We start from the raw sequence: 26,096 nt of genomic DNA, 5'->3' as shown, positions 1-26,096 counted from the left end.
GGTTTTACTTTGAGTTATATAAGCAGTTTCGTCATTTCTGACATGGCAGACCAAAGCCAGATCCATCAGAACCCAGTTCATCTGCCGGGAAGCATTACATCATGCCGCCCATACCACCCATACCGCCCATGCCGCCCATATCAGGCATAGCTGGAGCATCTTCCTGTGGCTCATCAGCAACCATGGCTGCAGTAGTGATCATCAGGCCTGCAACAGAGGCAGCTGCCTGCAGAGCAGAACGGGTTACCTTGGCTGGATCCAGGATACCCATTTCGATCATGTCGCCGTATTCACCAGTAGCTGCGTTGTAACCGAAGTTACCAGAACCAGCCTTAACCTTGTCAACAACGACAGACGCTTCGTCACCGGAGTTGGTAGCGATCTGACGGATTGGGCCTTCCAGAGCACGCAGGATCAGCTCAACACCAGCACGCTGCTCAGCGTTAATGGTTTCAACGTTGATGGCAGACAGGGCGCGAACCAGAGCAACACCACCACCGGCGACCACACCTTCTTCAACCGCAGCACGGGTAGCGTGCAGGGCGTCTTCAACGCGGGCTTTCTTCTCTTTCATCTCAACTTCGGTAGCAGCACCTACCTTAACGACAGCAACACCGCCAGCCAGCTTGGCTACGCGCTCCTGCAGCTTCTCTTTGTCGTAGTCAGAAGAAGAGTTTTCGATCTCAGCACGGATCTGCTCAACACGGGCAACGATGTCAGCCTGAACGCCAGCACCGTCAACAATGGTGGTGTCTTCTTTGGTGATCTGTACGCGCTTGGCAGTACCCAGGTCGTCCAGAGTCGCCGTTTCCAGAGACAGGCCAACTTCTTCAGAGATCACAGTCGCGCCAGTCAGGATAGCGATATCCTGCAGCATGGCCTTACGACGGTCGCCGAAGCCAGGAGCTTTAACCGCAGTTACCTTAACGATACCGCGCATGTTGTTCACAACTAGAGTCGCCAGGGCTTCGCCTTCAACGTCTTCAGCGATGATCATCAGCGGCTTGCCAGCTTTGGCAACGGCTTCCAGAACTGGCAGCAGTTCACGGATGTTGGAGATTTTCTTGTCAACCAGCAGGATGAAAGGTGCTTCCAGATCAGCAGACATTCTTTCCTGATTGTTGATGAAGTAAGGAGACAGGTAACCACGGTCGAACTGCATGCCTTCTACGACTTCCAGTTCGTTTTCCAGACCACTGCCTTCTTCAACAGTGATCACACCTTCTTTGCCTACTTTTTCCATGGCTTCAGCGATGATCTGGCCAACCAGCTCGTCGGAGTTGGCAGAAATAGTACCTACCTGAGCGATGGACTTGCTGTCAGTACAAGGAGTAGACAGGGCTTTCAGCTGTTCAACAACGGCGATAACCGCCTTGTCGATACCACGCTTCAGGTCCATTGGGTTCATGCCAGCGGCAACGTACTTCAGACCTTCGTTCAGGATGGACTGAGCCAGAACGGTAGCGGTAGTCGTACCGTCACCTGCCTGATCATTAGCCTGGGAAGCCACTTCCTTAACCAGCTGGGCACCCATGTTCTGGAACTTGTCTTTCAGTTCGATTTCCTTGGCTACGGAAACACCATCCTTAGTGATGGTAGGAGCGCCAAAGGACTTCTCCAGCAGAACGTTACGGCCCTTAGGACCCAGAGTAGCCTTTACAGCATCAGCCAGGATGTTGACGCCCTTGAGCATTTCTTTGCGAGCTTCGTCGCCGAATTTAACTTGTTTAGCTGCCATGGTTGGTGACCCTATGCACTATTTGTGAAATCGGAAAATTGCCGTTTGATTGCTGAACAATCAGCCTTCCAGAACGGCGGAAATGTCACTTTCAGACAGGATGATCAGCTCTTCACCGTCAATCTTCACGGTGTTTGAGTCTGCATACTTGCCGAAGATAACCTTGTCACCAACGCTAACGCCAACAGGACGCTTTTCACCATTGTCCAGGAACACGCCATCGCCGACTGCAACCACAACACCCTGATTAGGCTTTTCAGTTGCAGAACCTGGCAGTACGATGCCACCAGCAGAGGTAGTTTCTTCTTCGACACGACGAACGACCACGCGATCACGCAACGGACGGATTTTCATCGATTCTTTCTCCAACAGTTTGCTTATGCCGTGCAACCTTTTACAGGTTGCTCGCTATCAACGTAATGGCAGTGAAATGATGTACTATCGTTTCACTGTGGCCCGGTTTACCCGAACCTCCCAAGTATTCACCAGGGATGAAATTCACTTTGGCACTGGCCTTAAATGAAAGTTCAAAGCCTTGCCGAAGTCTTATCAGGTGTTCCACTTAGTATGGGTGGCTGGTGCAGTTTTCAAGAGGCTAATGGAAAAAAAACTGACTTTTTCACAAAACTCAGGACTTGCACTCCAGATAGACTGATAAATTCGTTAAATGTTCAGAAATCAGGGCTAATCAATTACTGACGCTTTTGACTTCCAGAACCACCATCATCCTCTTCACGGGTATAGTCCCCATCAATGGTGTGGTTAAGATGGGTTTGCTCGTGATGCCATGATGGCTCACGCCGGTACTCAGCCTCGTAGATATTGGTTTGTTGAACCTTAACCCCACTGACTTTCAGCCAGCGGCGGATGAGCAGCCGACGAACCGGTGGAATCAACAGGAATATCCCCAGGACGTCAGTAATAAAGCCGGGGATCAACATCAACAGGCCGCCCAGGGCAATGGCCAGATTTTCCAGCATTTCCATAGCGGGCAGTTCGCCTGCAGCCATCTTCTGGCGGGCCCTTAACGTTGTTTTGAAGCCCTGACGGCGAATCACTTCGATACCAATAAATACCGACAGAATAACCAGGGCAACCGCATTCCAGGCACCGATGATGCTACCCACTTTGATCAGCACCACCATTTCCAGGATGGGTAAAAGAATAAACAGTAGAAAGAGGAAGCGCATAAGAGGCCCCGTTAATCATTGGAGCCTCCTATATAGAGGCGGTGTCGTTTTTTTTCAAGGGTTGCCAGCTCAGAGTGGCATCAAGCCGCTTTGGCCATGGCCACCAGCTGCTGGCGAACTTCCATGGCACTGACCGCATTCTCTGGAAATGGAATACGGACCACTTTCCTGCCCAGCAGGATATGCATGCCTTCTGAGTCGACCCCGGCCATTTTTGGACTAACCCCTTCAGGAATAACGACTTTAGCAGCCAGACAATACTTCACCATGGCATCCACATGATCTTCATTCATATGATCAATCATGCCTTTGCCCACTTCACCAAAGAATGGATTCGCTTTGCAAAGCAACTCATTTTTCACCCAGAAAATTTTACCAAAACCACCGATAAAGCGAGCCTTCACCAGCTTGATGCGGTAGAAATCAAAGTTATGGGTGTTGCTGTAGTTTCTGGCCTGAGGGAAATAGTTGAAGTAGTGCTCAGCAACGTCTTCAGGGTTTTCTATTTTTTCGGCGTCTCCCATCCAGGTCAGGCGCCCGGCTGTGTGCACGTCGTCAGTATCCGTGTCACTGACAATAAGCGAAACCCTTGGGTTTTCTTCGATATTTTTAGTGTGCTGGGCAATCGTACTGATTTGAATGATTGGGCAACCATTCGCGTCCAGGCAATAAGGCATGACAGAACCAAAGGGATAGCCCGGAACATCCTTGGAGTGCGTAGACAAAATGCCGTGGTATTCCCCCAGCAGCAGTTTTCTGGCCTCACATGCCGCTGCTTCCTTGGTATCCATCATAACTAAACTCCTGTGGGTGTTTATTCATTATCGTTTATTGACAGTGTAACTGTTGAAAAATCAGCCACTGATGATGTGTTGACCGCATTATATGGTAATGAGTTTTATTATCAATAACCATTATAGATGTTGTCTTTTATTCAGTTTCGTTTCAGGATGATCACTGTACCGTCCACCAATGAAGTATAAGAACAATTATGAACATCAAAGATAAAAATATCCTGATCACAGGTGCTGCCAGAGGGCTCGGCCTGGCAATGGCCAGCTGGTTTGCAGAGCGTGGTGCCAACATAGGCCTTATCGATCTGGACACCCCCGAACTTCATGAAGCAGCCGAACTCTGTCGTTCAAAAGGTGTTAATGCTGTAGCACTGCCAGCCAATGTTGCTGAAGAGGCTCAGGTTGAAGCAGCGGTCCAGAAAGCCTCAGCAGAACTGGGTCCATTGAATGGCCTGGTAAATAATGCTGGAATTCTCAGGGATGGTCTGCTGATCAAAGCCAAAGATGGCAAAGTGACCGACAAACTCTCCTTCGACAAATGGCAGGCCGTCATAAATGTTAACCTGACTGGTGTATTCCTCTGCGGCCGTGAAGTCGCAGCCAGCATGATTGAAAGCGGCTCACAGGGTGTTATCGTCAATATCGCCAGCATTGCCCGTGAAGGGAACTTTGGACAAAGTAACTACTCTGCCGCCAAAGCGGGTGTTTCAGCCATGACGGTAACCTGGTCCAAAGAGCTGGCCAAATACGGCATCCGTTGTGCAGCCATTGCTCCCGGTGTTATTGAAACGGAAATGACTGGCAGCATGAAGCCAGAAGCCAAAGCCAGATTAACCGCTGGTATTCCGGTTGGACGCATGGGAACACCGGAAGAGATTGCCCAGACCGTTGGTTTTATTTTTGAAAATAATTATTACAACGGGCGTGTTTTAGAGTTGGATGGTGGTTTGAAGCTCTGAAAAATGAAGGTATTCAGCGCAATAGTGCAATGGATACCTTACCTAAACGACAACGAGCAATTAACTGCAATAAAAATCGATATGATAAATCAATGAGTTAGACATTGATAAATATACAAAACGTGCCCATCTGGTAGCTAAAACAGGGTTTTCTAGAAACTTTACGGACACTCATAACAAGTATCTTTAAACACTGAAAATTATCTTGCATATCTACTGCAAGAAAAACATGCCTATTGCTACTTTACAGTGGAGTAGAAACATATTGAGGCGACTCTGCAGGCACTTCTATAACAAACCCATCATTATCACGAGACTGCTGCTCACGAGAGGGGCCACCACCCTCAACCGTTAAAGAATCACCTCTGATCTTATGATAAAGATGATTTACTTGCGTTGCGGCGAACTTACCACAAGGAGCAACTGCATTCTTAGTCCAAGCATAAGCAATAACCAGTGCTTGCCAAAAGGTTGGATTCGCATCATAAGGTACTAGCGCAGAAACTGCGGCAAAAGGCATTTCTTTTTCGGATAGCCATGAATAAATTTTTGTCAGATCCCACAATTTCACATCAATACCCAGCACTTCTTCAAACTCATGAACCGCATAGGATGCCAACGCAAAAACAAGCATCTCTTTGGTCCAGTCGCCTACTGCTCCCGAAAAAGCTTCAGCCTTCCTTGCCAGCCAATCAGTGTCGTTGAGTCTCTTTTCGATGTGTGCAATCAAGCCAACCACACCTTTGCTGCCATAATATGCCGCAATTGGCACCGCTACTCCTGCCCCCCCACTGAGAGCAATCGAGGCTACAGCAGTACCAATGTTTGCCCCGGCAATAAGATATGGCGCCATAGTCACGCCACTTAAAACACCAAGCTCCCCCCCTTCTCGCACAGCCTGAGTGGCCACATATTTCACAACATTCCCTAAATTTCCATATAAGCTATCAGAATTTTTTGCAAACCGTTCCTTATACTTGTTTTCCAAAGTCCTCTTCCTGCCTAGCTCATCGTTAGCTCTTTCCATTGGGCCTGCAGTAACTCTTTCGGTTGAGTCAGCTGTAGTTCTCTCGGTTGAGTCAGCTGTAGTTCTCTCTGTTGAGCCAGCTGTAGTTCTCTCGGTTGAGCCAGCTGTAGTTCTCTCGGTTGAGCCAGCTGTAGCTCTATCAGGCTCATGTGTTATATTTTTCCTTCTTCTGAGATTACTAGTATCGTGACCTCTGTCTTCGAGCCAGGCATTTACAGGTGTTAATTCCTTCGAAGCTTCGGTTGGGCCAGCTGTAGCTCTTTCGGTTGGGCCAGCTGTAGCTCTTTCGGTTGGGCCAGCTGTAGCTCTATCAGGCTCATTTTCCTTTCTTCTGAGATTACGAGTATCGTGATCTCCGTTTTCGATCCAGATAGTTACAGGTTTTAATTTTTCTTTAACGATAATCTGCTCACCATCGACCTCTAGCTGTCCTCTCAGTTCCCCAGACATTTCAATAAGCTGATGTAGCTTATAGGCTGCCCACAGTTTGGTAGCTCCTTCTATAGACTTGATGAGCAAATCCGTCTTATCGCCAGATGCGAGCTGTTGCGACAGCAACTTACCAAACAACGTACCGACACCAATCCAGCAACCTAAGAAACCTACTGCTGCAGCCCCACCAATAAGTACTTTATTTTTAGTCGTTTGCTGTGCCTCGGTAAGTGCATCATTAAATGCCACGCTTAGAAATGCGACTAACTCCGTACTTTCTTTAACCGCTTGAGCAAAAACAGCACTATTAAATGTTAGTATATTACTCAAAGCCTGTGCAGTCGTCGTATCAGGTATTACAGTTGTGGATCCCTGGCTTGATACCAAGCCGAACTTTGTCATTAAAGCTAACAACGTCATCGCCTTTGAATTAACACCAGGATCTGAAGGTAATGATACACCTTGAGAATCAACAGATTCTTGCAATGAAGACCTAGCAGGGCAATTTTCTGATTCTTTTGTTCCGTAGATTTCCTGATCATGGCCTGCAGCGTGTCCAACGGCTCTTTTTTCTATTGGGGTACCAGCTAACTTTCTAGCTAGAGTTTCTCCCCCCCACCGAATCGTATCCTTAAAACCATCTGGCCAATTTTTAACAGAAAGCCAACCGAACATACCGCTTTCACCTTGTGGTATTGCCCCGCTGCTCTTCTGATTAGCCATGTTCAACATGCTAGCCGCAGCATTTGCTGAATCAAAAACAACATTATCCATTCACGGTTTCCTATGAAGTGAGTGAATCAATCATTTATCAAGAAATACACACAACACCTGACACATAATTAGCCATGCGCTGACAATTCATAGACAAAGCAAAAGATAATTAGTTCTCAAAACTTAATAGTTTTGATAATAATTATTATTTATATTCAGGAAATAAAAATAGAGAGAAAATATATTTCAAATAGTACTTTACGAGGAGGGATATAAGCGTTTTAGAAGCCTTATATGGAGAGGTTTACTTTCACAAATACAAAACCATCGACCTTTAAATACTTACCTCCCCCCCTTAGCCTTAGAACAGGCCCATAACAAATATTACTTATATGTCCGAATGGGATTGCTAAAGCACAATCGCTGCCCCCCACAAAAAACAACCACAACCAAGCTTTCAACCTACAACTCTAATAATCAGATTTTATAAGAATGCAGCCTCAGATTGGCAGAAGGTCTAAAAGCTACATCGAGAGACGGCATGACCACAAATGAGGTTTCAGCAGGCTATTAATAATGGGATTAAGTAACTCCCGCTATCTCCTTGTCTAATGACGGGCATATCGTCCACTCCCCTAACCTTGGTATACTGGGAGACTTCACTCCAATGACTTGCCTGAAACTGAACGCGTGCAAAGACTCAATGATCGACAGGCTGAGGCCGTAAAATATATCGATACGCCCCTGCTGGTACTGGCAGGAGCTGGCAGTGGTAAAACCAGTGTTATTACCACCAAAATTGCGTACCTGATTCAACAGTGTGGCATCAGCGCCAAAAACATTGTGGCCGTTACCTTTACCAACAAAGCCGCCCGGGAAATGAAAGAGCGGGTTGGCAAGCTGGTAAAAGGCAAAGCCTCTTCAGGACTGACGGTTTCTACCTTCCATAACCTTGGTCTGAATATTATCCGTCGAGAGTACAACATACTGGGCTACAAACCAGGGTTTTCGATTTTTGACCAGCAGGATGCCCGATCACTGATTACTGACCTGATGCAACGGGATGCCTCTGCAGATGATAATGGTGTTGATCAGATTCAGCACTGTATATCTAACTGGAAAAATGACCTGATTACCCCGGCCCAGGCGTTACAGATGGCAAGGCAGCCCTGGGAGCAGACTGCAGCAATTGTTTATGAACACTATAACCGTATGCTGAAGGCCTATAACTCAGTGGACTTTGATGACCTGATCATGAAACCGGTTGAGTTATTCAGAAATTACCCGGAGGTTCAGCAACGCTGGCAGGACAAAGTTCACTATATGCTTGTGGATGAGTATCAGGATACCAATGGTGCTCAGTATGAGCTGGTCAAACGACTGGTAGGCGACCGCCGTAAGTTGACCGTAGTGGGTGATGATGACCAGTCCATTTACGCCTGGCGTGGTGCCAAACCAGAAAACCTGGCACAACTGAAAGAAGATTACCCCAGCTTAAAGGTCATCAAGCTGGAACAGAATTACCGCTCCACCAGTCGCATTCTGAAGGCAGCAAATACCTTGATTGCCAATAACCCTCATGTATTTGAAAAAACGCTGTGGAGTGAGATGGGTGTTGGGGATGAAATTCGCGTCATTAAATGCAGAAATGACGAAATGGAGTGTGAGCGGATTGCCACAGAAATCATCGCTCACAAACTTCGGCACGATAACAGCTATAAAGATTACGCTGTTCTGTACCGGGGGAATTTTCAGTCGCGGCTGTTGGAGCTGAAACTTCAGCACCATGGTATTCCTTACCATATTAATGGTGGCACCTCGTTCTTTGCCCGGGCAGAAGTGAAGGACATCATGGCCTACCTGCGCCTGCTGATTAATCAGGATGACGACAACGCTTTTCTCCGGGTGGTGAATACACCAAAGCGGGAAATCGGGCCATCAACACTGGAGAAGCTGGGCAATTACGCCAACAAGCACCACATCAGTATGTATAAGGCCTGTGAAGAAGCAGCCCTTGAAGAAGATCTGGCACCTCAGTATGCAGAAAGACTCCGACGCTTTACCGGTTGGATGGATGATGTTTCACGACGGCTGCAAACCAGCGAAGATCCTATGCAGGTGGTTCGTGAAATGATTGCGGATACTGATTATGAAAACTGGCTGATGCAGCATTCCTCAACACCGGCTCAGGCTGAAAAACGCATGGCCAATGTCTGGTTTCTGGTGGATGCACTTCAACAAACCCTGGAGCGGGGAGATGAAGACAGAACGGTTGAAGACGCCATTGCCCGGCTGATCTTGCGGGATATGCTGGAACGTAATGAGGAAGAGGAAGATGCTGACCGTGTTCAGCTACTGACTCTCCATGCCTCAAAAGGTCTTGAGTATCCCCATGTCTATATGATGGGAATGGAGGAGGAGCTGCTGCCTCACCGGACCAGTATTGAAGAGGATAATATTGAGGAAGAGCGTCGGCTTACTTATGTTGGCATTACGCGAGCCCGTAAATCACTGACCATGACACTGGCCGGGCAGAGAAAGCAGTTTGGCGAGATCATTGATACGATGCCCAGCCGCTTCCTTGATGAGTTGCCACAGGAAGACCTGGTGTATACTGGCTTTGATGAATCCTCCCGTCAGGAAACCAAAAAAATGGCGGGTAAAATGGGGTTGGATGCCTTGTATAAGTCCATTGGAGCCTAGATTCTATTAACAGAACCTAAAAAGCACTTCTAGATATCAACAACAGAAGCAGAGAGTGAACAACTCTCTGCTTCTGCTTTGACAGCCAGAAGTAAATACGCTTTATAACTCTGGTGTTCCATTGCTACTTGAAGAACAATAAACTCTGTACACAGTATTTTCAGGAGGGAACCATGAAGCGTATATACGGCTTGGCCTTACTCTTTAGCCTGACCCTGCTGGGTGGGTGCGCATCAACGTCAGATACCACTCCTGTTCATGGCATAAAACATGTTGTACTGGTCTGGCTGAAGAATGCAGGCGACCCACAAGACCGTTCTACACTGATCAAACACTCTGAAGAACTGCGTTCAATTCATGGCCTGGTCGACTTACAGATAGGAACTGCGGTTCCCAGTGATCGAAAAATAGTGGATGACAGTTTTGATGTTGGGCTGGTAATGACATTTGCTGATCAGAAAAGTATGGATACATACATCAAACACCCACTTCATCAAGAAAAGGTAAAAACCTACTTTGCACCTTTAAGCCATAAGATTGTCGTCTATGACATTAAGTTCTAATTCTTCCAAGGGTTGAGACTTCATCGAAAGTAACTGCATCATTAATTGGCTCATGGACTTGGAGCCTCAACCCACATTCTATATATCTCTGTATCAATCAAACCTTCCCTTGAGCTCCAAAAGTCTGAATACAGAATATTGACTTCCTGGGCTGTCACTGCTGCATCTTCCGCATATCGACAGAGGTCTTCACTATAAGTAGTAAACTGGCCAACATTTGGTACAGAACGGTAAGTTTTTCGAGATGTCAGATAATCCTGTATGCCTTCTCCCGGAATCTGATCACTCATTTGAACCTTCTGAGGTATCCATTCATTTCGATAATTAGCAATATTACGGTAACCTCCCAAGTGCACATCAATAATACACTGATTACTTAATAGCCTTCGATTAATTCGCTGAACTCGAGTAACGATCCCTCTGGACACCTTTTCCCGAAAAAACCAGGTATTGCGATAATCCCATTGAGCTTCCACACCCTCTGGGAACTGCTTATAAGCCTGTGAATCAAGGAAGTTTTCAACGGGCTTAGTGGTTCTTATCAGAATTAAATTACTTTCCGAACTGAATGGGCTGCTCCAGAATGCTTTGCTTCTGAATTCAAAAATATAGCTCTGCGAATCTTGAACATCGAATAAACTATTCCAGTGTTTATTTGACTGCTCGATAACGGACAGTTGATAGTTAAAAGAAGGATAGCGAGCCGGTTGTGAAATATTGTTTGTACGAATATCCAATTCGCCAGAGCTCCAGATAACCCCATCAACCCACTCACTGGCATCTACAGTACCCGTCAATATACCTGTTAGCCACCATCCCTGCTGATCTACAATAATGTGGTTAACATCAGCTGATTTTTCGAATGACATTTCAGACTGATTATCGGCAAAAGTCCCTGATACAGTGAAAAACATAACCAAAATGACAGATACTAGTTTCATCACCCACTTCCTTGTGGCTTTTCTTGAACTTCCCTGCCCACAAATACCTCTCACTCTTAAAAACCGTTGCTGCTAACTTCGGTTCTGGGTATGCAGGCTGCTCTCCTTACCCATAAAGATAACGAAGGTTTGTGTTTAAGAACAGGTTATAATCATGTTTCTTCCGTCAACATCGATTTGAGCTCATGAACCTTTTCGAAATCAACGTTTCCTGCTTCCAGCATTGCACTGTATGCATGTAGCGAAAAGTTTGTGATTTCAGGACGAAGGCCAGCAAGAATTTTGGCGGTATTTTTACGTGATACACCACCACCAACAACTATTTCCAATTCCCCGGACACATATTTCCCCATTTCTATCAGCCGCTCAACCCCATCCAAAGCTGTACCAGAATGTCCCCATGGAATACCGCTGGACAAAACTCTGTCTACCCCCAGCTCTACCAGTGTATCCAACGAACATTTCCAGTCACCTATTGCATCAAAGGCCCTATGAAAAGTGACCGCCAATTCATATTCTCTGGCACGTTCTACCAGTTGATAGCAATAGTCTCGATGAATCGACCCTGTGCCTTTATCCAGTACGCCGATGACAACACCATTAACTCCCGCTTTTGCGGCATCGACTATCTGGCGATCCATTAAATTAATTTCGTCCAGGTTATAAAAAAAGTCACCGCCTGTTGGGCGAACCATCGCCAACAGGCCGGAACGGTCCTTGAAGGCTTCTCGAGCTAACTCTATGTGCGCGATGGAAGGTGTTAATCCATCCTGTTCCATATGGGAGCAGAGCTCAATTCTGTCTGCCCCTCCTTTCCATGCCTCAGAAACCGAGTGAGTCACATATGTGTCACTTTTACTGTGTATACAAACTTCAAGGGATATCATGTTCACACCAGTACTTAGATAGCACCAACATCATCTGAAGGAGCGCCAAACTCAAGTCTGCCGACTTGTGAAAGGCTAAAATGAAAGTCGTATAGCGTACATGAACAAAAGTACTTAAACACCTTAATATATCTAAATTCCAGACTCTCAATTGGCCTAAGCTATCTCTTTCAGCCAGGTTCTTTTTTATAAAGAAAGTGGACCAACCAAATATTGAATTAGATAACGTTTGGTGAATCACCCTCGTCACTTTCCTTCTATTATTCGTATTTATATATTCCCTTAATTAATAACTAGCAGGCATAAAAACAAGTCTAAAAACAATTATATGAGCACCCATGAAAATTCAGTAGAAACTCTACAAAAATTAAACAATACCGGAAAAAACGCCACAATAACTAATTCCCTTAAGAGCATTTCTTCATCCACACTAAAAAACATCCATCAAATGTATAAATTTAAAATTTAAAACTAAAAAAATGACAATGACTATATAAAATCCTCATCCCCACCCAACCTATTACAAACCAAAGCATTACCCTATAAATCAAAACAAGCCTCTTTCAGGAATAATAACTAGACCATGGTTTTATTTATCACTATAGAAACTCTTAGAAATATTGTACCAAAATACCTATGTAAATTAATTCTGAAAAAATTGACAAAAATAAAGATCATTTTGACCAACCATAAACTTGCTCTAAAATTCCAGCTTACTTATTTAAATGTGATAAAAAACTAGCTGAGCCTTAAAAATAATAAACAGTTAAAAACACTATTTCAAAAAGATATATTTCGACCTTGAAATAATAAGGCCTGCTCACTGTCCAACCGTTAGATTCTGGTCTTTATTAAGATCGAGTCAAGTTTATTTAATTAAAACAGCCATCCGGATAAGGGGTTAGCATGTTTAGAGGAAAGTGTTTTTCCACACTATTACTATTGTCAGTACTGTCGACATCATGGGCCAATCCTGACCCCAATGCAGGACCCAATTCCTCCCCTGGTAATATAGACGACACAGAAAGCACTAAAGTTGATAATACCAAAGACATACACAAAGGCCTCACCTGGGCTGGCACCGCGCTTGAACTTGGCGCTTGGATAACCGCAGGTATTGGTACTCTGCCAAATATGTATGGTTATGGAGGAGCCCCTGACGGTTGGCTAGCCTCAATAGCTAAATGGATGCCGGGTGTTACTCCAGGCAAATTCCCAAACAGAATTCCTACATACCCTGCTGGTCATGCTCAAGCTGGACAACCGGTGGTCAGCCTTGCCGGCAACTGGGGGCCCGACTATCTCGGCTCAGCTAGATTTCTCAACTCCTTCAAGAACTTCTTGTTATACAATCAGGCTGCAAGACTCCTACCTGCTGCGAATGACTATGCCTGCGGGATTTATCATTTAAATCTTGAAGACGGCTGGTATATAGACAGTGTTTTGATGAATCAGGGATCAATCCAAAACAGCTTTCAATTTGACCATATTGGCGACAACCTTTACATTCCCAAAAGCAGAGGTCTGACCAACCAGCTGATGGTTAAACAAATAACCGGTCTCATGACTGCCTCAAATATCTACTACACAGAAAAACCGATTGATTTTTATGTCACGGTATCGGATGGCAGACAAACCTCAACACTTCTTGTTCAGAAAGGAGCCTGTACTTTATACAACGTTGGACCTACTAACGTTTCTGTTGTAAAAGGTGATGACGTTCCTTTCTGCCTGATGGACCCTAGTCCAGATACCAACATACCCCAAGCATACACTAAAGTCTTTGCATCTTATTCAACACCTGCATTTATGCTCCTACCAGGGGAAGGGTGTGTAAGTAACCAAGTGTTAGCTCAGTAATAACAACCCAGGAGATTATGTGCTCTTTTAGTCTATCACCCTTTTCTTTCTTATATTCTAAATAAAGAAAAGGGTGAAATCCCTTTAGATTGTGCATAGAGGCTGCACAGCAAAAGATTCAATAGAGCACAGCATATTGTACTACCTCTCCAACTTTTCCTCCTGAAACTAGGAGAGGGGCTGCCCACCCGGTAAGCTGAGCTTTCTATCTTTTGTAATATTTGTATTGTTTTTCTCCTCAGCTGAATCCAATATGGACATTCGTGTCACCGGTACAATAATAAAGAGCACTTCAGATGTCTCAGCTTAAAAATAAAACCATACTTATTACTGGCGCTAGTCGTGGAATTGGTAGAGAGATTGCTCTGCGATGTGCTGCTGACGGTGCCAACATCGTTGTAGCAGCAAAAACAACTGACCCACACCCAAAGCTTCCTGGCACCATCCACACTGTTGCCAATGAAGTTGCTTCTACTGGGGCAAAAGTATTACCGGTTCAGCTTGATGTTCGTGATGAGCAGTCTATATCTAACATGATAGAGCTAGCTGCAACTCATTTTGGAGGTATTGATGTCCTGATCAATAATGCAGGTGCTATCCGCCTGACCTCTGCGGAAAAAACACCCATTAGCCGATTTGACTTGATGCATCAAATTAATACTCGAGCAGTCCTTTTATGTAGCCAGCTCGCTTTACCTCACCTTAAAAAGTCTAATTGCGCACACATTCTCAACCTCTCCCCACCAATCAATCTCAATAAAAAATGGTTCAAAGACTACACTCCGTACACAATAACCAAGTACGCCATGTCAATGCTGACACTGGGTCTTGCTGAAGAGTTTCGTTCAAAGCAAATAGCAGTTAACTCCTTATGGCCAAAAACAGCCATTGCAACATCTGCTGTTGAATTTGAAGCCGGTGGGCAGGAGCTTTTCAAATTATCCAGAAAACCCGCAATTATGGCAGATGCTGCATATGCCATCTTAACAAGTGATACCTCGTTCACGGGAAATCACTGTATCGATGAGGATTTACTGCGGGAAAGGGGCATTACAGAGTTTGATCATTACGCCGTTGTTCCGGGTACAACCGACTTTTTTACAGACTTATATATTGACCAGTAAAGTACTTACACCACTTGAGCAGTTTCTACTTGTAAAAATAGAAACGACAAAAACAGTGTATAGGATCGATACTTTGCGAGGCTTCATGAGTACAGTCTAAGGCACTGAGTAGTACTTACGGTCCGTTGCAATACCAGCCATTGGAATATCCCAGTGCTCTACAGGAATTGCTTCAACTCTCTGACAATCATGGGCCAAGCCAATGAGTATTGGTTTTTCTGAGAACCTGGTAAAGGCAAGTGTTCGGTCATAGAACCCACCTCCCATTCCCAGTCTCCTGCCTGCTTCGTCAAAACCGGTTAATGGCACTAAAACAACATCCAGTTTTTCTGGTGCAATCTCCCTTTCTGCCTGAAAGTGTGGCTCGGGGATTCCATAACGATTCAAAACCAACGGAGTGTCTGGCAGGTATTCTACAAACAAAAGGCCTTTACCACCCTGGGCAATCACTGGCAGGTAACATTGTTTACCAGAATTCCAGAGGAAATCACGGAGAACGTCCGGATTTATCTCACCATCATTGGCTATATAGATCGCAATATGCTGGCTATTGGTAAGCTCAGGTCGCACGCTCAGGTTATCACAAAGCATTTTGCCAGCGCTGGCCTGCTGGTCAGCGCTCAATGCCCGGCGGCGTTCCCGAAGTGAGACTCTTAAATCAGAACGGGATATCATCATCAAAATCGTCAAAACCACCGGCTGGCTGTGGTTGTTGTTGTGTAGATTGTTGCTGATGCGACGGTGCTGGTTGCTGCTGTTGTGGTGATCCGTACTGCTGTGGCTGCTGCGGAGCATAAGACTGCTGCTGTTGGGGTGGCTGCTGCTGATAGCCTCCCCCCATTGGTGCACCCATAGCGCCTTCCTGACGACCATCCAGCATCTGCATCTGGCCACTGAATCCGTCAACGACAATCTCGGTAGTGTATCGATCTTGACCGTCCTGCCCCTGCCACTTACGTGTCTGCAGCTTACCTTCGATGTAGATTTTTGATCCTTTACGGAGGTACTGTTGTGCGATTTCAGCCAGCTTGCCAAAAATAACAACCCGGTGCCACTCCGTTTTCTCCTGTTGCTGACCGGTATTACGGTCCTTCCAGGACTCACTGGTCGCCAGACTCAGGTTTGCAACGGCGCTGCCATTGGGAGTAAAACGTACATCCGGATCATTACCCAGGTTACCAACCAATATTACCTTATTAACGCCTCGAGCCATTTAGCTTCTCCACCATATTCATTCGAATTCAAACCGTCTTCAAAATCCATACATTCATTGAAGACACCATGGAATGCCTCTTTTTCTAGAGGGTCACTCCATATTAATAACCTTATCTTAGAACCACAGCTCTACATCCGGTTCCCTGCTTTTATTCTCTGCAAGCTCACAGCTTGCTATCAGAACCACATTGAACTGTTTCCTATTAACCTTATTGCCAGAGCTAGCACTGACCAAACTGTCTTAACTCAGACCAGTTCAGTGTTTGCTTATCGACTTTCAGATAAGCTGTTTTCTCTGCTGAAAGCACAGTAACTTCCTGAACACCGACAATACCTGCAAGCCGTTCGCTCATTGAACTGACATCACCAAGCTCAGGATTAAGAGCCATTACCATAGTACTCACATACGGTGGTTGTTTCATAGTAACAGACAACCAACACCACAGGGCAGTGGGAATTGTACAAAGTACTACTGCTCCAAGAACACCTGCAGATTCCATGGCTAATCCACCAAGGCTCCCACCCAGAGCAGCACCCAGAAACTGGCTCGTCGAGTATACCCCCATGACGGTACCACGAGTCCCTGCAGGTGCGAGTTTACTAACCAGAGATGGCAGGGTTGCTTCCAGAAAGTTAAAGCCAAAAAAGAAAATAAATAAGCCTGCCAACAACATTGTTGAACTGAGAACCCCTTGATAAACAAGGGCAAAAGCAACAAACAGCATTAAAATACTGAAACAGTAGCACTGCTTGAGCAAACGCTGACGTTCACTGAATATGATAAGGGGGATCATCATGATAAATGAGAGTCCCATGACGGCCAGATAAATACCACCATGAGCAGAGCGCTCGACACTTTTACTCAACAGCTCGGGAATAAAAACAAAGAGAGCCATCAAAACAAAATGGAGGGCAAAGATTCCAATAATATGCCTCCGCAAATCCGGGTTAGTGAAAACCTGATGCAATTCCTGACGATCAACAGAACAGTTTAAGTCCCGCCGTTTAATAACAGGCGTTGGTACCAGAAGAAGAATAACCAGCATCGCTGCCACAGCCATCAGAGCATTCGAGAGAAAGAGACCAGACAACCCCCAGGCATTACTCACCACAGGTCCCAGAACCATAGCGATGGCAAAGGCAACACCGATCCCCATACCAATCATTGCCATCGCCTTGGTTCGATGCTGATCACGAGTAAGGTCAGCCATCAAAGCAGTTACTGCCCCGGCAATGGCGCCACACCCCTGCAAAATACGTCCTGCAATAATCCCTTCAATGGTTGTAGCTTCTGCCGCCAGAAGGCTCCCCAGCAGGAAAATAAACAGTCCCAGCAGAATAACCGGCTTCCTTCCCCAACGGTCTGAGAGCCAGCCGAATGGAATCTGCAACAATGCCTGGCTGAATCCATACGCACCAATGGCCACACCGACCATGCCGGGTGATGCTCCCTGTAAATCTTCAGCAAAGAGCGCTAGAACTGGCAACACCATGAAGAGCCCAAGCATCCGAAAGACAAAGACCATGGTAAGGGATACAGCTGCTTTCAATTCAACAAATGACATGGGATAACAACAAAGCCCTGAACTTTTATTAATAGTTATCATCGATAAACGCTATCGCGGCAAGTCTATCAGGCTTTTCCTCTCAGATGCCACGGAAAGATGCTGCATAGCCCCAAGAACTCTACTGCGGCAAAATGCCACTGTATAGATAAAGATAACTTAACTATAAATACTATAAATTTCAGAAGTGCGATATAAGCAGGATTTGGTTTCATACTCACTGGGAAGAAAGAGGTGGTAAGGCTACTATCCCTGTCGCTCCTAAAGGCATGCAATTAATGACCCATTACATTAACAGAATACTCATTAGTCTGACTCTGGTCATATTGATTTTCTCTAAATCATTAACTGCGCTCAGCGAGGATAACTTTAACTCCAATGATAGAATTTTAACTCGATATACGATTAAAAATCATGATGGCACTACGACCGAATGCTTACTAGACAGTAACGATATTATGGCAACTCGTAAGGATTTAAATGCAAAAGGTTGTACACTTGAAACATTAAGAAAAGATCAAAGCATTGATGTCGAAATGACGTTAGTGACTTCGAGTGGGTTTAATAGCTTCTTCATCAATTCAAAGTATTATCTCATGTGGGTTAACACAGGAGTTCATGCTCTCAACCTAGTTAGATATCTCCCTTTTGCCTTTACCTCTCTTATAATGCTCCACCCAATTGACTCCATGAAACATCTATCATTTGCAGCACTCTATAACGTTGGGCTTTATCATAATGCCAGAAGCACTTTATATCCGTTCCTAAAAAACAGAGTTTATAACTACTTCTTTCCCGAATATAGGGGTGAGAGCAGGAATCATAAGGACTCGAAAACCACTACTGATTCACCAATTAGCAAAAAATCTGATCCAGAAGATAATAGTCCAACATCTAAAAAATCAACCTACCAAGCTCACCTTCTTGTCATTGGGATAGATATATTCATGTGGTGGATAGAGTCAATTACCAATGGCCGTCCTGATATCAACAAGCTAATGGTCATTCTTGACTCACTGATTTTGGCATGTGACCTGGCGATAACTGAAGAAAACAACAGTGAATCAATCGACAATAATTTCGACAACTAAAAGAGAAAATAGTGAGCTTTAAGATAAAGTCATTCAACCCATAAAAAGAGCAAACACTGAATAAAAAACAAACAGATCCTGTCGCACAAAAGCAGAGACACATTGATGATTAAAAAAGTAAATGTTTTTTTTATTTCTGTATTTTTGATTTTGCTTAATTCAGCTTACCCAGATGAAAGTGATATAGATACATCAATATCATCCATTACAGCACAATATACAATAACCAATGAAGATGGCGAAATATTATGTTCTATTTCCAGCAAAGACAGTTTTGAGGACATAGCATCATTAAAATCGTCGGGCTGTACACTCCCATTATTCCAGACCAGTGAATATAGCAGTATCACAATACAAACAGATAATAACCATGAGGAAGTATTTTCTCTTTTGTTCGAGCCCAACACATTACTCCATATCGCCTACACCGCACTTCATACCTATATGATATATGACTCAGCACTAGGCATGTGGTTACTTAAGGATCGCTGTCCATGCAGTAACAAACTAACAAAAGACATTAGCAATAATTACCCAAGAATTGCCGTGAAACTTTTCTTTTTAGCATACTACGTTGCTAGCTTTGGGTATCATAACTGGCCATTAATCAGTACTTATCTATCCCCCAAAGAAAACCATCAAGAAAGTGATCAAGGAACTGATACTAGATACAAACCCCTCCCCCAAAAAGAAAAAGAAAAAGAAAAAGAAGATAATTCCTGGTACTCCTATATTCAGGAAAAGCTCTCTCAAACATTCTCTCAGCCTCATCTTATCCCTTTATTAACAATAGCTATGGATTTTTCTGCGATTGTATTTGATTGCCAGTGTGCAGGACTTTTTAAATACCCAGCCACGCATAAAACGATGGGGGGAATGTTTTACTATAACAAGCATTTATGGATGTTTTTGATCAACCTTGTTTATTTTGCTACAGGCCAAGCCTTTTAGTATTTATAATACTCCGTTCGCTTCCAAACTGGCACGGAGAAAAGGCTGTGGAAAAGATTACCGTACAGGGCGCCCGTACACACAACCTGAAGAACATCAACCTGGAGATGCCCCGTGACAGCCTGATTGTGATCACTGGTTTGTCGGGCTCCGGCAAGTCATCACTGGCATTCGATACACTCTATGCCGAAGGTCAGCGACGCTATGTTGAGTCGCTGTCAGCCTATGCCCGCCAGTTTCTTTCCATGATGGAAAAGCCCGATGTCGATCATATCGAAGGGCTCTCACCCGCCATATCCATTGAGCAAAAATCCACCAGTCATAATCCGCGCTCTACGGTCGGCACCATCACCGAAATCTATGACTATCTCCGCCTGCTTTTCGCTCGCGCCGGCATTCCACGCTGCCCAACCCATCACCTGCCACTGGAAGCTCAAACCGTCAGTCAGATGGTGGATCAGGTACTGGCGCTCCCTGAAGGCACTAAATTAATGCTCCTAGCCCCCGTGGTCAGAGGGCGTAAAGGTGAACATCTCCATGTATTCAACGAACTGAGAAGCAACGGTTTTATTCGTGCCAGAATCAATGGAATCGTCACAGACCTTGATACCCCCCCCAAACTGGATAAAAAGAAGAAGCACACTATCGAAGTCGTCGTAGATCGTTTTAAGGTGCGCGATGATCTGCAACTTCGCCTCTCCGAGTCATTTGAAACCGCTCTGGAGCTGACCGATGGTCTTGCTACTGTCAGCTACATGGATGATGGCTCTAAAGACGATATCGTCTTCTCTTCACGGTTCGCCTGTCCTGAATGCGGTTACAGCCTCAATGAGCTTGAGCCACGGCTCTTTTCCTTTAACAATCCGGCTGGTGCCTGCCCTACCTGCGATGGGCTGGGTGTTAAGCAGTTCTTTGACCAGGATCGCATCGTACAACATCCCGAACTGACACTTGCAGAAGGAGCAATCCGTGGCTGGGACCGCCGCAGCGTTTATTACTTTCATCTGCTGAAATCACTGGCCGCTCACTATGGTTTCAGTATTGACACACCATTTGATGACTTAAGCCCGGAACAGCAGAACGTTATTCTTCATGGTTCCGGTGATGATGAAGTCAATTTCAGTTACGTGAATGACCGGGGAGATGTCTATAAAAAACGGCATATCTTTGAAGGCATTATTCCCAACTTTGAGCGACGCTTCAGGGATACCGACTCACAATCCGTCCGGGAAGAACTGGCCAAATACCTGAGCACTCAGCCATGCCCATCCTGTAAAGGCACCCGCTTACGGAAAGAGGCACGCAACGTATTCATCCAGGATGAGAGCCTGCCGGATCTGGTTAAATTACCCGTTGAAAAGGCCCTGACCTACTTTCAGGATCTTGACCTGCCAGGTCGCCGTGGAGAGATTGCCAGAAAGGTACTTAAGGAAATTTGTGATCGCCTGAGCTTTCTGGTGAATGTTGGCCTCAACTACCTGACCCTGGACCGAAGTGCAGACACCCTTTCCGGTGGTGAAGCCCAGAGAATAAGGCTAGCCAGTCAGATTGGCGCTGGCCTTGTCGGGGTGATGTATATCCTTGACGAACCCAGTATCGGACTACATCAACGGGATAATGAACGTCTTCTTAACACACTGACCCGTTTGAGGGATCTGGGTAATACAGTCATAGTCGTTGAGCACGATGAGGATGCTATTCGCTGTGCTGATCATGTCATCGACATTGGTCCTGGTGCAGGTGTCCATGGTGGAGCTATCGTCGCCCAGGGAACACCAGAACAGGTGATGGATACACCAGCGTCTTTAACAGGCCAATATCTCTCAGGTATTCGTAAGATTGATGTACCGTCCAAGAGAACACCGCTAGACTCAAAGAAAACCCTGAAACTCAGTGGTTGCACCGGTAATAATCTGAAAAATGTTACGTTGGAAATCCCGGTTGGCCTGATGACCTGCATTACCGGCGTTTCAGGCTCTGGCAAATCCACCTTAATCAATGGAACACTGTATCCGCTGGCTGCCACAGCGCTCAATAAGGCAACGACACTAACCGCGGCTCCCTATAAAAAGCTGACCGGTATTAATCACTTTGACAAGTGTATTGATATTGATCAGAGCCCCATCGGCCGCACGCCACGCTCGAACCCAGCAACCTATACCGGAATTTTCACAGCCATACGCGAACTCTTTGCCGGTACTCAGGAAGCCCGCTCACGAGGCTATAAACCTGGCCGTTTCAGTTTTAATGTTAAAGGTGGACGATGCGAGGCATGCCAGGGGGATGGCGTTATCAAGGTAGAAATGCACTTTCTGCCAGATATTTATGTTGCCTGTGATGTCTGTAAGGGCAAGCGATACAATCGTGAGACACTGGAGGTGAAATATAAGGGTAAGAGCATCCACGAAGTGCTCGAAATGACGGTAGAAGAAGCATTGCAATACTTCGACCCAATACCAGCGGTCAAACGTAAATTACAAACCCTGATGGATGTTGGGCTCTCCTATATTCATCTCGGACAGAACGCCACCACACTCTCAGGAGGTGAAGCACAGCGGGTGAAACTGGCTAAAGAGCTGTCCAAACGGGATACCGGTAAAACACTCTATATTCTGGATGAACCGACAACTGGCTTGCATTTCCACGACATTGAGCAGTTACTCTCTGTTCTCCATCGCTTAAGGGATCATGGCAACAGTGTTGTCGTCATTGAGCACAATCTTGATGTCATCAAAACTGCAGACTGGATTATTGACCTGGGACCCGAAGGTGGTGATGGTGGCGGCCAGATTATTGCTGCTGGCACACCGGAAACTGTATCGGAAATTCCAGAGTCTCATACTGGCCGTTTTTTGAAACCAATGCTTGCTTAACACTCCACAACCTCACCCTAGGTACAGGTGATACACTTGTACCTATTGCGAAGAATAGCCTTCTTCTTCTATAGAGAAAGAAGGATACATTGGCCATGAGCCTTTTATATCAATATGTCGGTCACCTGTAGGCCAGGAACCTAATGGTGTTTTCCAGCGATGAGTCTGGATCGTTTTCATGATACGAAGATAGCTTAACGTCATGGTCAGGTTGGTTGCATCCAATGGTATACTGTCAACTTCCTGCCTGAGATATGGGAGCAGCCCAACGTCAACCTTCTTGCTACCAGCGGGTGTCGAATAAGAGACAGAAATCCCCACATAATGATCGCCATGATTGTTGAAAATCATCCGAAATGACCCTATTGGCCGAATCCAGTGCAACATCACCCTTTCACCATCCAGTGAGGCAAAGGTATAAGCTACAGGGACAAGATCAGTACCAGAGGGTTCTCCTTCTCCCGGCCAGACAAAGCAGGCCATATTGCCCTCATAATCAGCACTGGAGTAAAGAGCCTCAGCTTCTCCACCAGCGCTCGTCAACATATTCTTCAAGTAACTGGCCTGACCACTGACACTCCAGTTAGCCCCATCACTGAGAGCGGCCAGATTCATTCCCCCTCTGGCAAGAATTACGCTGGTTATCACCCCAAACCCCTGAGAGATACCATCCACCGGATCATACATAGACTCGTAACTGGCAACAGCCCTCAGTAAGTCCATATGCTTTTTAATCACGCTACCGGGATCTTTAATACTTTGTTTCTCAGCAAGCATCCAGCGTGACGCCATCGCTCCCTGTTGACTGAATTCCCACTTGAGTTGAACCTGTGCATCTCCCAGCTGAGCGAGCCGCCCACGCCCTCCTAAAACCAGCTTAGGCTCACGAACATGTTCAGTGGATACCTTCATCACTTCGTTGAGAGGAGAAATAATGGTTTCAAAATCTCCCAGATACTGACCTGATGGCTGGAAAACACCGCTGCCAACATCAATAACACCTATAGCACCAGGCTTAACGAGAGGATCAAGATTAAAATTCCCCCACCAGTTTGGATGGCTTTCACGGATTAACTGATTAAACGTTCTGGTTATGTAACCAGAATCCATCGGTTTCAAGTTTTGGCTAGCAGGTAACTCTCTAAAAAACAGTATTCCCGAAACAAGAATCAAGCAACGCGCAAATAACAACATATAGCAGTTCCTGATAGCCAAAACCCAACCAAAAAGCTCTATTTGTATGTCCGTCAGTTCATCCAGCACTAAATAAGCATCTAAGCAAGATTATTTGCGCACTAATCCAGTTCGACTCGAAAAGATGTTATGTTCGTGCGATCTTCCTGGATGCTGAACGAAGGCTGTCCCGGCCACCAACCTTCAATCTCTACATGCCTTTTACCCGTAGACCATGTGCCTAACGGGGTATCCCAATGATAAAAATCGGTTGTACTGGGTATTGAATCGACAAACTCCATTTCCAGAGTTAGTTCTGTTGCATTCAATGGAATGTTTTCCATAGTTCTGGTCATAAAGCCAACAATATCCTGATGCAGTTCTTTTTCACCTTCCGGGGTCTGGAATTTCAAGGTTGCTTTGACAAAGTAACTTCCTTTGTTTTCAAAGATGATTTGAAACGCTTCAATCTCTTCTATCCAATAGGGAATAATCTGTTCACCATTAATGGATGCAAAGGTATAAGCGACAGGCACCAGATCATCGGCTGCTGTGTTTGGCTGACTGGGCCAGATAACACTCATCACATCACTATCACCGCCGGCACTGGAGTATGAAGCCTTTGCTGAGCCTCGCCCCAGCATGCTCTGCAAACTATCTGCCTGACCGGTAATGCTCCACTGTGAAGAGTCAGAAAGTGACGCAACATTCATCCCGCTTTTGGCCAGAAGCACACCGGTTATCACCCCAAACCCCTGGGAAATAGCACCGGCTTCGGGGTCGTACATCTCCATATCAGCAGCAACAGACTTCAAAAGGTCCATATTTTCATTAATGACCTGAAATGGCCCTTTCAAACTTTGTTCCTGCACCAGATCCCATTGAGCCATCATCGCTCCCCGCTTGCTGAACTGCCATTTAAGGTCAGTATTCACGCTTACTTTTGATGACTGGTCATTCATTGAAAAAGAGGCCACCTGAGGTCCTTTAACATCAGAGGTTGACAGTTTTAGCTCTTCGGAAATCACACCTGAGACCACAGAAATATTAGAGATCTGCTGCCCTGCTGATCGGAAGGTTCCAGTATTGGTATCAACCACACCGATGGCACCCGGCTTAATGGCGAGATCCAGACTCCAGTTCCCCCACCAGCTGGGCCTCACCTCTCGAACCAGAGCATTGAAGCTATTTGAAAGATCTTCTGGAGGAAGCACCGATAGTGAAGTACTGGCAAATAACTGCCCAACTCCAGAAAACATAACAGTCAGTAGCAGTAATCTATTTTTCAGCTGGGGCATTGCAAATCTCCCAGAAATCAGTATCACGGTTAGAATGAGCAAATATAAAGGTGGGAACTTATAAATGACGGGTCATTAGAATTGAGTCAGTAAAAGGCGCTCTGTGAAACAGCAATATATAAAAGGATATTTTTAGAACGAGGTAAAACAATCATGCTTTCAAGTATAGACAACAAACCTCATCTATCATTTTATGATTGGCTATAAGCGACCTCCTAAGGAAAAAGCACAAGCATAAGTGTTAGATCTCGACAAGCTACTTCGGAAAGCCCTTCCCTGCTAAGCGTTGTTTTGTACCCAGCAGGTTCCTACAATCAGTTCGTTTGAGATTGAGGGATAAAGCCATGCTGACAGTCCTGTATGTAATAGCCATTACGGCAGAAGCCATGACCGGAGCACTTTCTGCCGGACGCAGAGGCATGGACCCTGTCGGTGTTATTTTTGTTGCCTGTTGTACGGCCATTGGTGGTGGCTCCGTTAGAGATATGCTGCTAGGTAGCTATCCACTGACGTGGGTTGAGACCCCAATGTATATCGTAATTACAACGGTAGCCGCCATCCTGACCATTTTCCTGCAACGTTATATGAAGCACATGTTCAAAGTGTTTCTGGTACTGGATGCGGTGGGGCTGATTACCTTCAGTATCATAGGCGCACAGAAAACACTGGATCTGGGCCATGGCTATATTATTGCCAGTGTCATGGCAGTCATTACTGGGGTGTTTGGCGGTATTCTCCGGGATATTCTCTGTAATAACGTTCCACTGGTTTTTCGAAAAGAGCTATACGCCAGTGTCGCCCTGATCTCTATTGGCTTTTACTTCACCCTGCAACTGCTGGAAGTAAACCCAACCGTCACTGTCATCTCAACACTGGTCTTTGGCTTTATTTTCCGAATGATTGCAGTGCGCTTGAAGCTGGAACTCCCCAAATTTGTCTATAAAGAGTCAGCCCATTAAGAATGGGCTGACCTCAGTGAGCTCTTCAGTACTGCCTGA

Annotated in this window: 21 protein-coding genes; 9 read left to right on the top strand and 12 right to left on the bottom strand. The window is 45.5% G+C overall.

Annotation, left to right across the window (positions count from 1 at the left end):
* Nucleotides 1–94: 94 nt before the first annotated feature.
* From groL to ACOCLE_RS24590, 4 genes are all read right to left on the bottom strand, one after another.
* Nucleotides 95–1,738: a chaperonin GroEL gene (gene groL / locus ACOCLE_RS24605; protein WP_066014043.1), complete on the bottom strand. Its 1,644-nt coding sequence runs from the start codon at nt 1,736–1,738 to the stop codon at nt 95–97.
* Nucleotides 1,739–1,798: 60 nt separating this feature from the next.
* The gene (locus tag ACOCLE_RS24600; protein WP_020581047.1) at nt 1,799–2,092 is read right to left on the bottom strand and encodes a co-chaperone GroES; all 294 of its coding nucleotides are present in this window, start codon (nt 2,090–2,092) and stop codon (nt 1,799–1,801) included.
* Nucleotides 2,093–2,430: 338 nt separating this feature from the next.
* Complete coding sequence (locus ACOCLE_RS24595; RefSeq protein ID WP_419534657.1) at nt 2,431–2,928, bottom strand: FxsA family protein; 498 nt, start codon at nt 2,926–2,928, stop codon at nt 2,431–2,433.
* A gap of 80 nt (nt 2,929–3,008) precedes the next feature.
* On the bottom strand, nt 3,009–3,722 hold the full coding sequence (locus tag ACOCLE_RS24590) for a HugZ family protein (protein ID WP_419534656.1): 714 nt from the start codon (nt 3,720–3,722) through the stop codon (nt 3,009–3,011).
* Nucleotides 3,723–3,919: 197 nt separating this feature from the next.
* Between ACOCLE_RS24590 and ACOCLE_RS24585 the strand changes: the two genes are divergently transcribed.
* Nucleotides 3,920–4,681 carry an SDR family oxidoreductase gene (locus ACOCLE_RS24585; RefSeq protein WP_419534655.1) on the top strand — a complete coding sequence of 254 codons (762 nt, stop codon included), beginning with the start codon at nt 3,920–3,922 and terminating at the stop codon, nt 4,679–4,681.
* A gap of 244 nt (nt 4,682–4,925) precedes the next feature.
* Here the strand turns inward: ACOCLE_RS24585 and ACOCLE_RS24580 are convergent, their stop codons facing one another.
* Nucleotides 4,926–6,914 (bottom strand): hypothetical protein, encoded by a 1,989-nt coding sequence (locus ACOCLE_RS24580; protein ID WP_419534654.1) that lies wholly within the window; start codon nt 6,912–6,914, stop codon nt 4,926–4,928.
* A gap of 630 nt (nt 6,915–7,544) precedes the next feature.
* Here ACOCLE_RS24580 and rep point away from each other — a divergent pair.
* Together rep and ACOCLE_RS24570 are read left to right on the top strand one after the other, a co-directional pair.
* Nucleotides 7,545–9,557, top strand: a complete 2,013-nt coding sequence (gene rep / locus ACOCLE_RS24575) for a DNA helicase Rep (protein WP_419534653.1) — start codon at nt 7,545–7,547, stop codon at nt 9,555–9,557.
* A 173-nt stretch (nt 9,558–9,730) separates the two neighbouring features.
* The gene (locus ACOCLE_RS24570) at nt 9,731–10,120 is read left to right on the top strand and encodes a Dabb family protein (RefSeq protein ID WP_419534652.1); all 390 of its coding nucleotides are present in this window, start codon (nt 9,731–9,733) and stop codon (nt 10,118–10,120) included.
* A gap of 50 nt (nt 10,121–10,170) precedes the next feature.
* Here ACOCLE_RS24570 and ACOCLE_RS24565 read toward each other — a convergent pair whose 3' ends face one another.
* Together ACOCLE_RS24565 and ACOCLE_RS24560 are read right to left on the bottom strand one after the other, a co-directional pair.
* Nucleotides 10,171–11,061: a hypothetical protein gene (locus ACOCLE_RS24565; RefSeq protein WP_419534651.1), complete on the bottom strand. Its 891-nt coding sequence runs from the start codon at nt 11,059–11,061 to the stop codon at nt 10,171–10,173.
* Between the two features lie 152 nt (nt 11,062–11,213).
* Nucleotides 11,214–11,948 (bottom strand): copper homeostasis protein CutC, encoded by a 735-nt coding sequence (locus tag ACOCLE_RS24560; RefSeq protein ID WP_419534650.1) that lies wholly within the window; start codon nt 11,946–11,948, stop codon nt 11,214–11,216.
* A gap of 906 nt (nt 11,949–12,854) precedes the next feature.
* On the opposite strand from ACOCLE_RS24560, the gene ACOCLE_RS24555 reads away from it, so the two are divergent.
* Both ACOCLE_RS24555 and ACOCLE_RS24550 read left to right on the top strand, forming a co-directional pair.
* A complete protein-coding gene (locus ACOCLE_RS24555) occupies nt 12,855–13,808 on the top strand; it encodes a hypothetical protein (protein WP_419534649.1) in 954 nt (317 codons plus the stop codon).
* Between the two features lie 296 nt (nt 13,809–14,104).
* The gene (locus ACOCLE_RS24550; protein WP_419534648.1) at nt 14,105–14,932 is read left to right on the top strand and encodes an SDR family oxidoreductase; all 828 of its coding nucleotides are present in this window, start codon (nt 14,105–14,107) and stop codon (nt 14,930–14,932) included.
* A 96-nt stretch (nt 14,933–15,028) separates the two neighbouring features.
* Here ACOCLE_RS24550 and ACOCLE_RS24545 read toward each other — a convergent pair whose 3' ends face one another.
* The 3 genes from ACOCLE_RS24545 to ACOCLE_RS24535 form a co-directional block, all read right to left on the bottom strand.
* Nucleotides 15,029–15,607, bottom strand: coding sequence for a 5-formyltetrahydrofolate cyclo-ligase (locus tag ACOCLE_RS24545; RefSeq protein WP_419534647.1), 579 nt, complete (start codon nt 15,605–15,607; stop codon nt 15,029–15,031).
* The gene (gene ssb / locus ACOCLE_RS24540) at nt 15,591–16,145 is read right to left on the bottom strand and encodes a single-stranded DNA-binding protein (protein WP_419534646.1); all 555 of its coding nucleotides are present in this window, start codon (nt 16,143–16,145) and stop codon (nt 15,591–15,593) included. Before ssb ends, ACOCLE_RS24545 begins: the two co-directional genes overlap by 17 nt.
* Nucleotides 16,146–16,368: 223 nt before the next feature.
* Nucleotides 16,369–17,712 carry an MFS transporter gene (locus ACOCLE_RS24535; RefSeq protein ID WP_419534645.1) on the bottom strand — a complete coding sequence of 448 codons (1,344 nt, stop codon included), beginning with the start codon at nt 17,710–17,712 and terminating at the stop codon, nt 16,369–16,371.
* 458 nt (nt 17,713–18,170) lie between these two features.
* Here ACOCLE_RS24535 and ACOCLE_RS24530 point away from each other — a divergent pair, with 458 nt between their 5' ends.
* The 3 genes from ACOCLE_RS24530 (at nt 18,171) to uvrA (ending at nt 22,627) form a co-directional block, all read left to right on the top strand.
* The gene (locus tag ACOCLE_RS24530) at nt 18,171–18,803 is read left to right on the top strand and encodes a hypothetical protein (RefSeq protein WP_419534644.1); all 633 of its coding nucleotides are present in this window, start codon (nt 18,171–18,173) and stop codon (nt 18,801–18,803) included.
* Nucleotides 18,804–18,908: 105 nt separating this feature from the next.
* Nucleotides 18,909–19,754, top strand: coding sequence for a hypothetical protein (locus tag ACOCLE_RS24525; RefSeq protein WP_419534643.1), 846 nt, complete (start codon nt 18,909–18,911; stop codon nt 19,752–19,754).
* 47 nt (nt 19,755–19,801) lie between these two features.
* Entirely contained in the window at nt 19,802–22,627 is a 2,826-nt protein-coding gene (gene uvrA / locus ACOCLE_RS24520; RefSeq protein WP_419534642.1) for an excinuclease ABC subunit UvrA, read from the top strand.
* A gap of 42 nt (nt 22,628–22,669) precedes the next feature.
* Here the strand turns inward: uvrA and ACOCLE_RS24515 are convergent, their stop codons facing one another.
* Together ACOCLE_RS24515 and ACOCLE_RS24510 are read right to left on the bottom strand one after the other, a co-directional pair.
* Nucleotides 22,670–23,737, bottom strand: coding sequence for a hypothetical protein (locus ACOCLE_RS24515; RefSeq protein ID WP_419534641.1), 1,068 nt, complete (start codon nt 23,735–23,737; stop codon nt 22,670–22,672).
* A gap of 185 nt (nt 23,738–23,922) precedes the next feature.
* A complete protein-coding gene (locus tag ACOCLE_RS24510; RefSeq protein ID WP_419534640.1) occupies nt 23,923–25,098 on the bottom strand; it encodes a hypothetical protein in 1,176 nt (391 codons plus the stop codon).
* A 344-nt stretch (nt 25,099–25,442) separates the two neighbouring features.
* Between ACOCLE_RS24510 and ACOCLE_RS24505 the strand changes: the two genes are divergently transcribed.
* Nucleotides 25,443–26,057, top strand: a complete 615-nt coding sequence (locus tag ACOCLE_RS24505) for a trimeric intracellular cation channel family protein (RefSeq protein ID WP_419534639.1) — start codon at nt 25,443–25,445, stop codon at nt 26,055–26,057.
* Nucleotides 26,058–26,096: the final 39 nt, after the last annotated feature.

The sequence above is a fragment of the Endozoicomonas sp. genome (assembly GCF_965196975.1).
In the GTDB taxonomy this organism is placed as follows: domain Bacteria; phylum Pseudomonadota; class Gammaproteobacteria; order Pseudomonadales; family Endozoicomonadaceae; genus Endozoicomonas.
The sequence above is the reverse complement of the archived record's forward strand: the minus strand, read 5'-3'. Positions and strand labels throughout refer to the sequence as shown.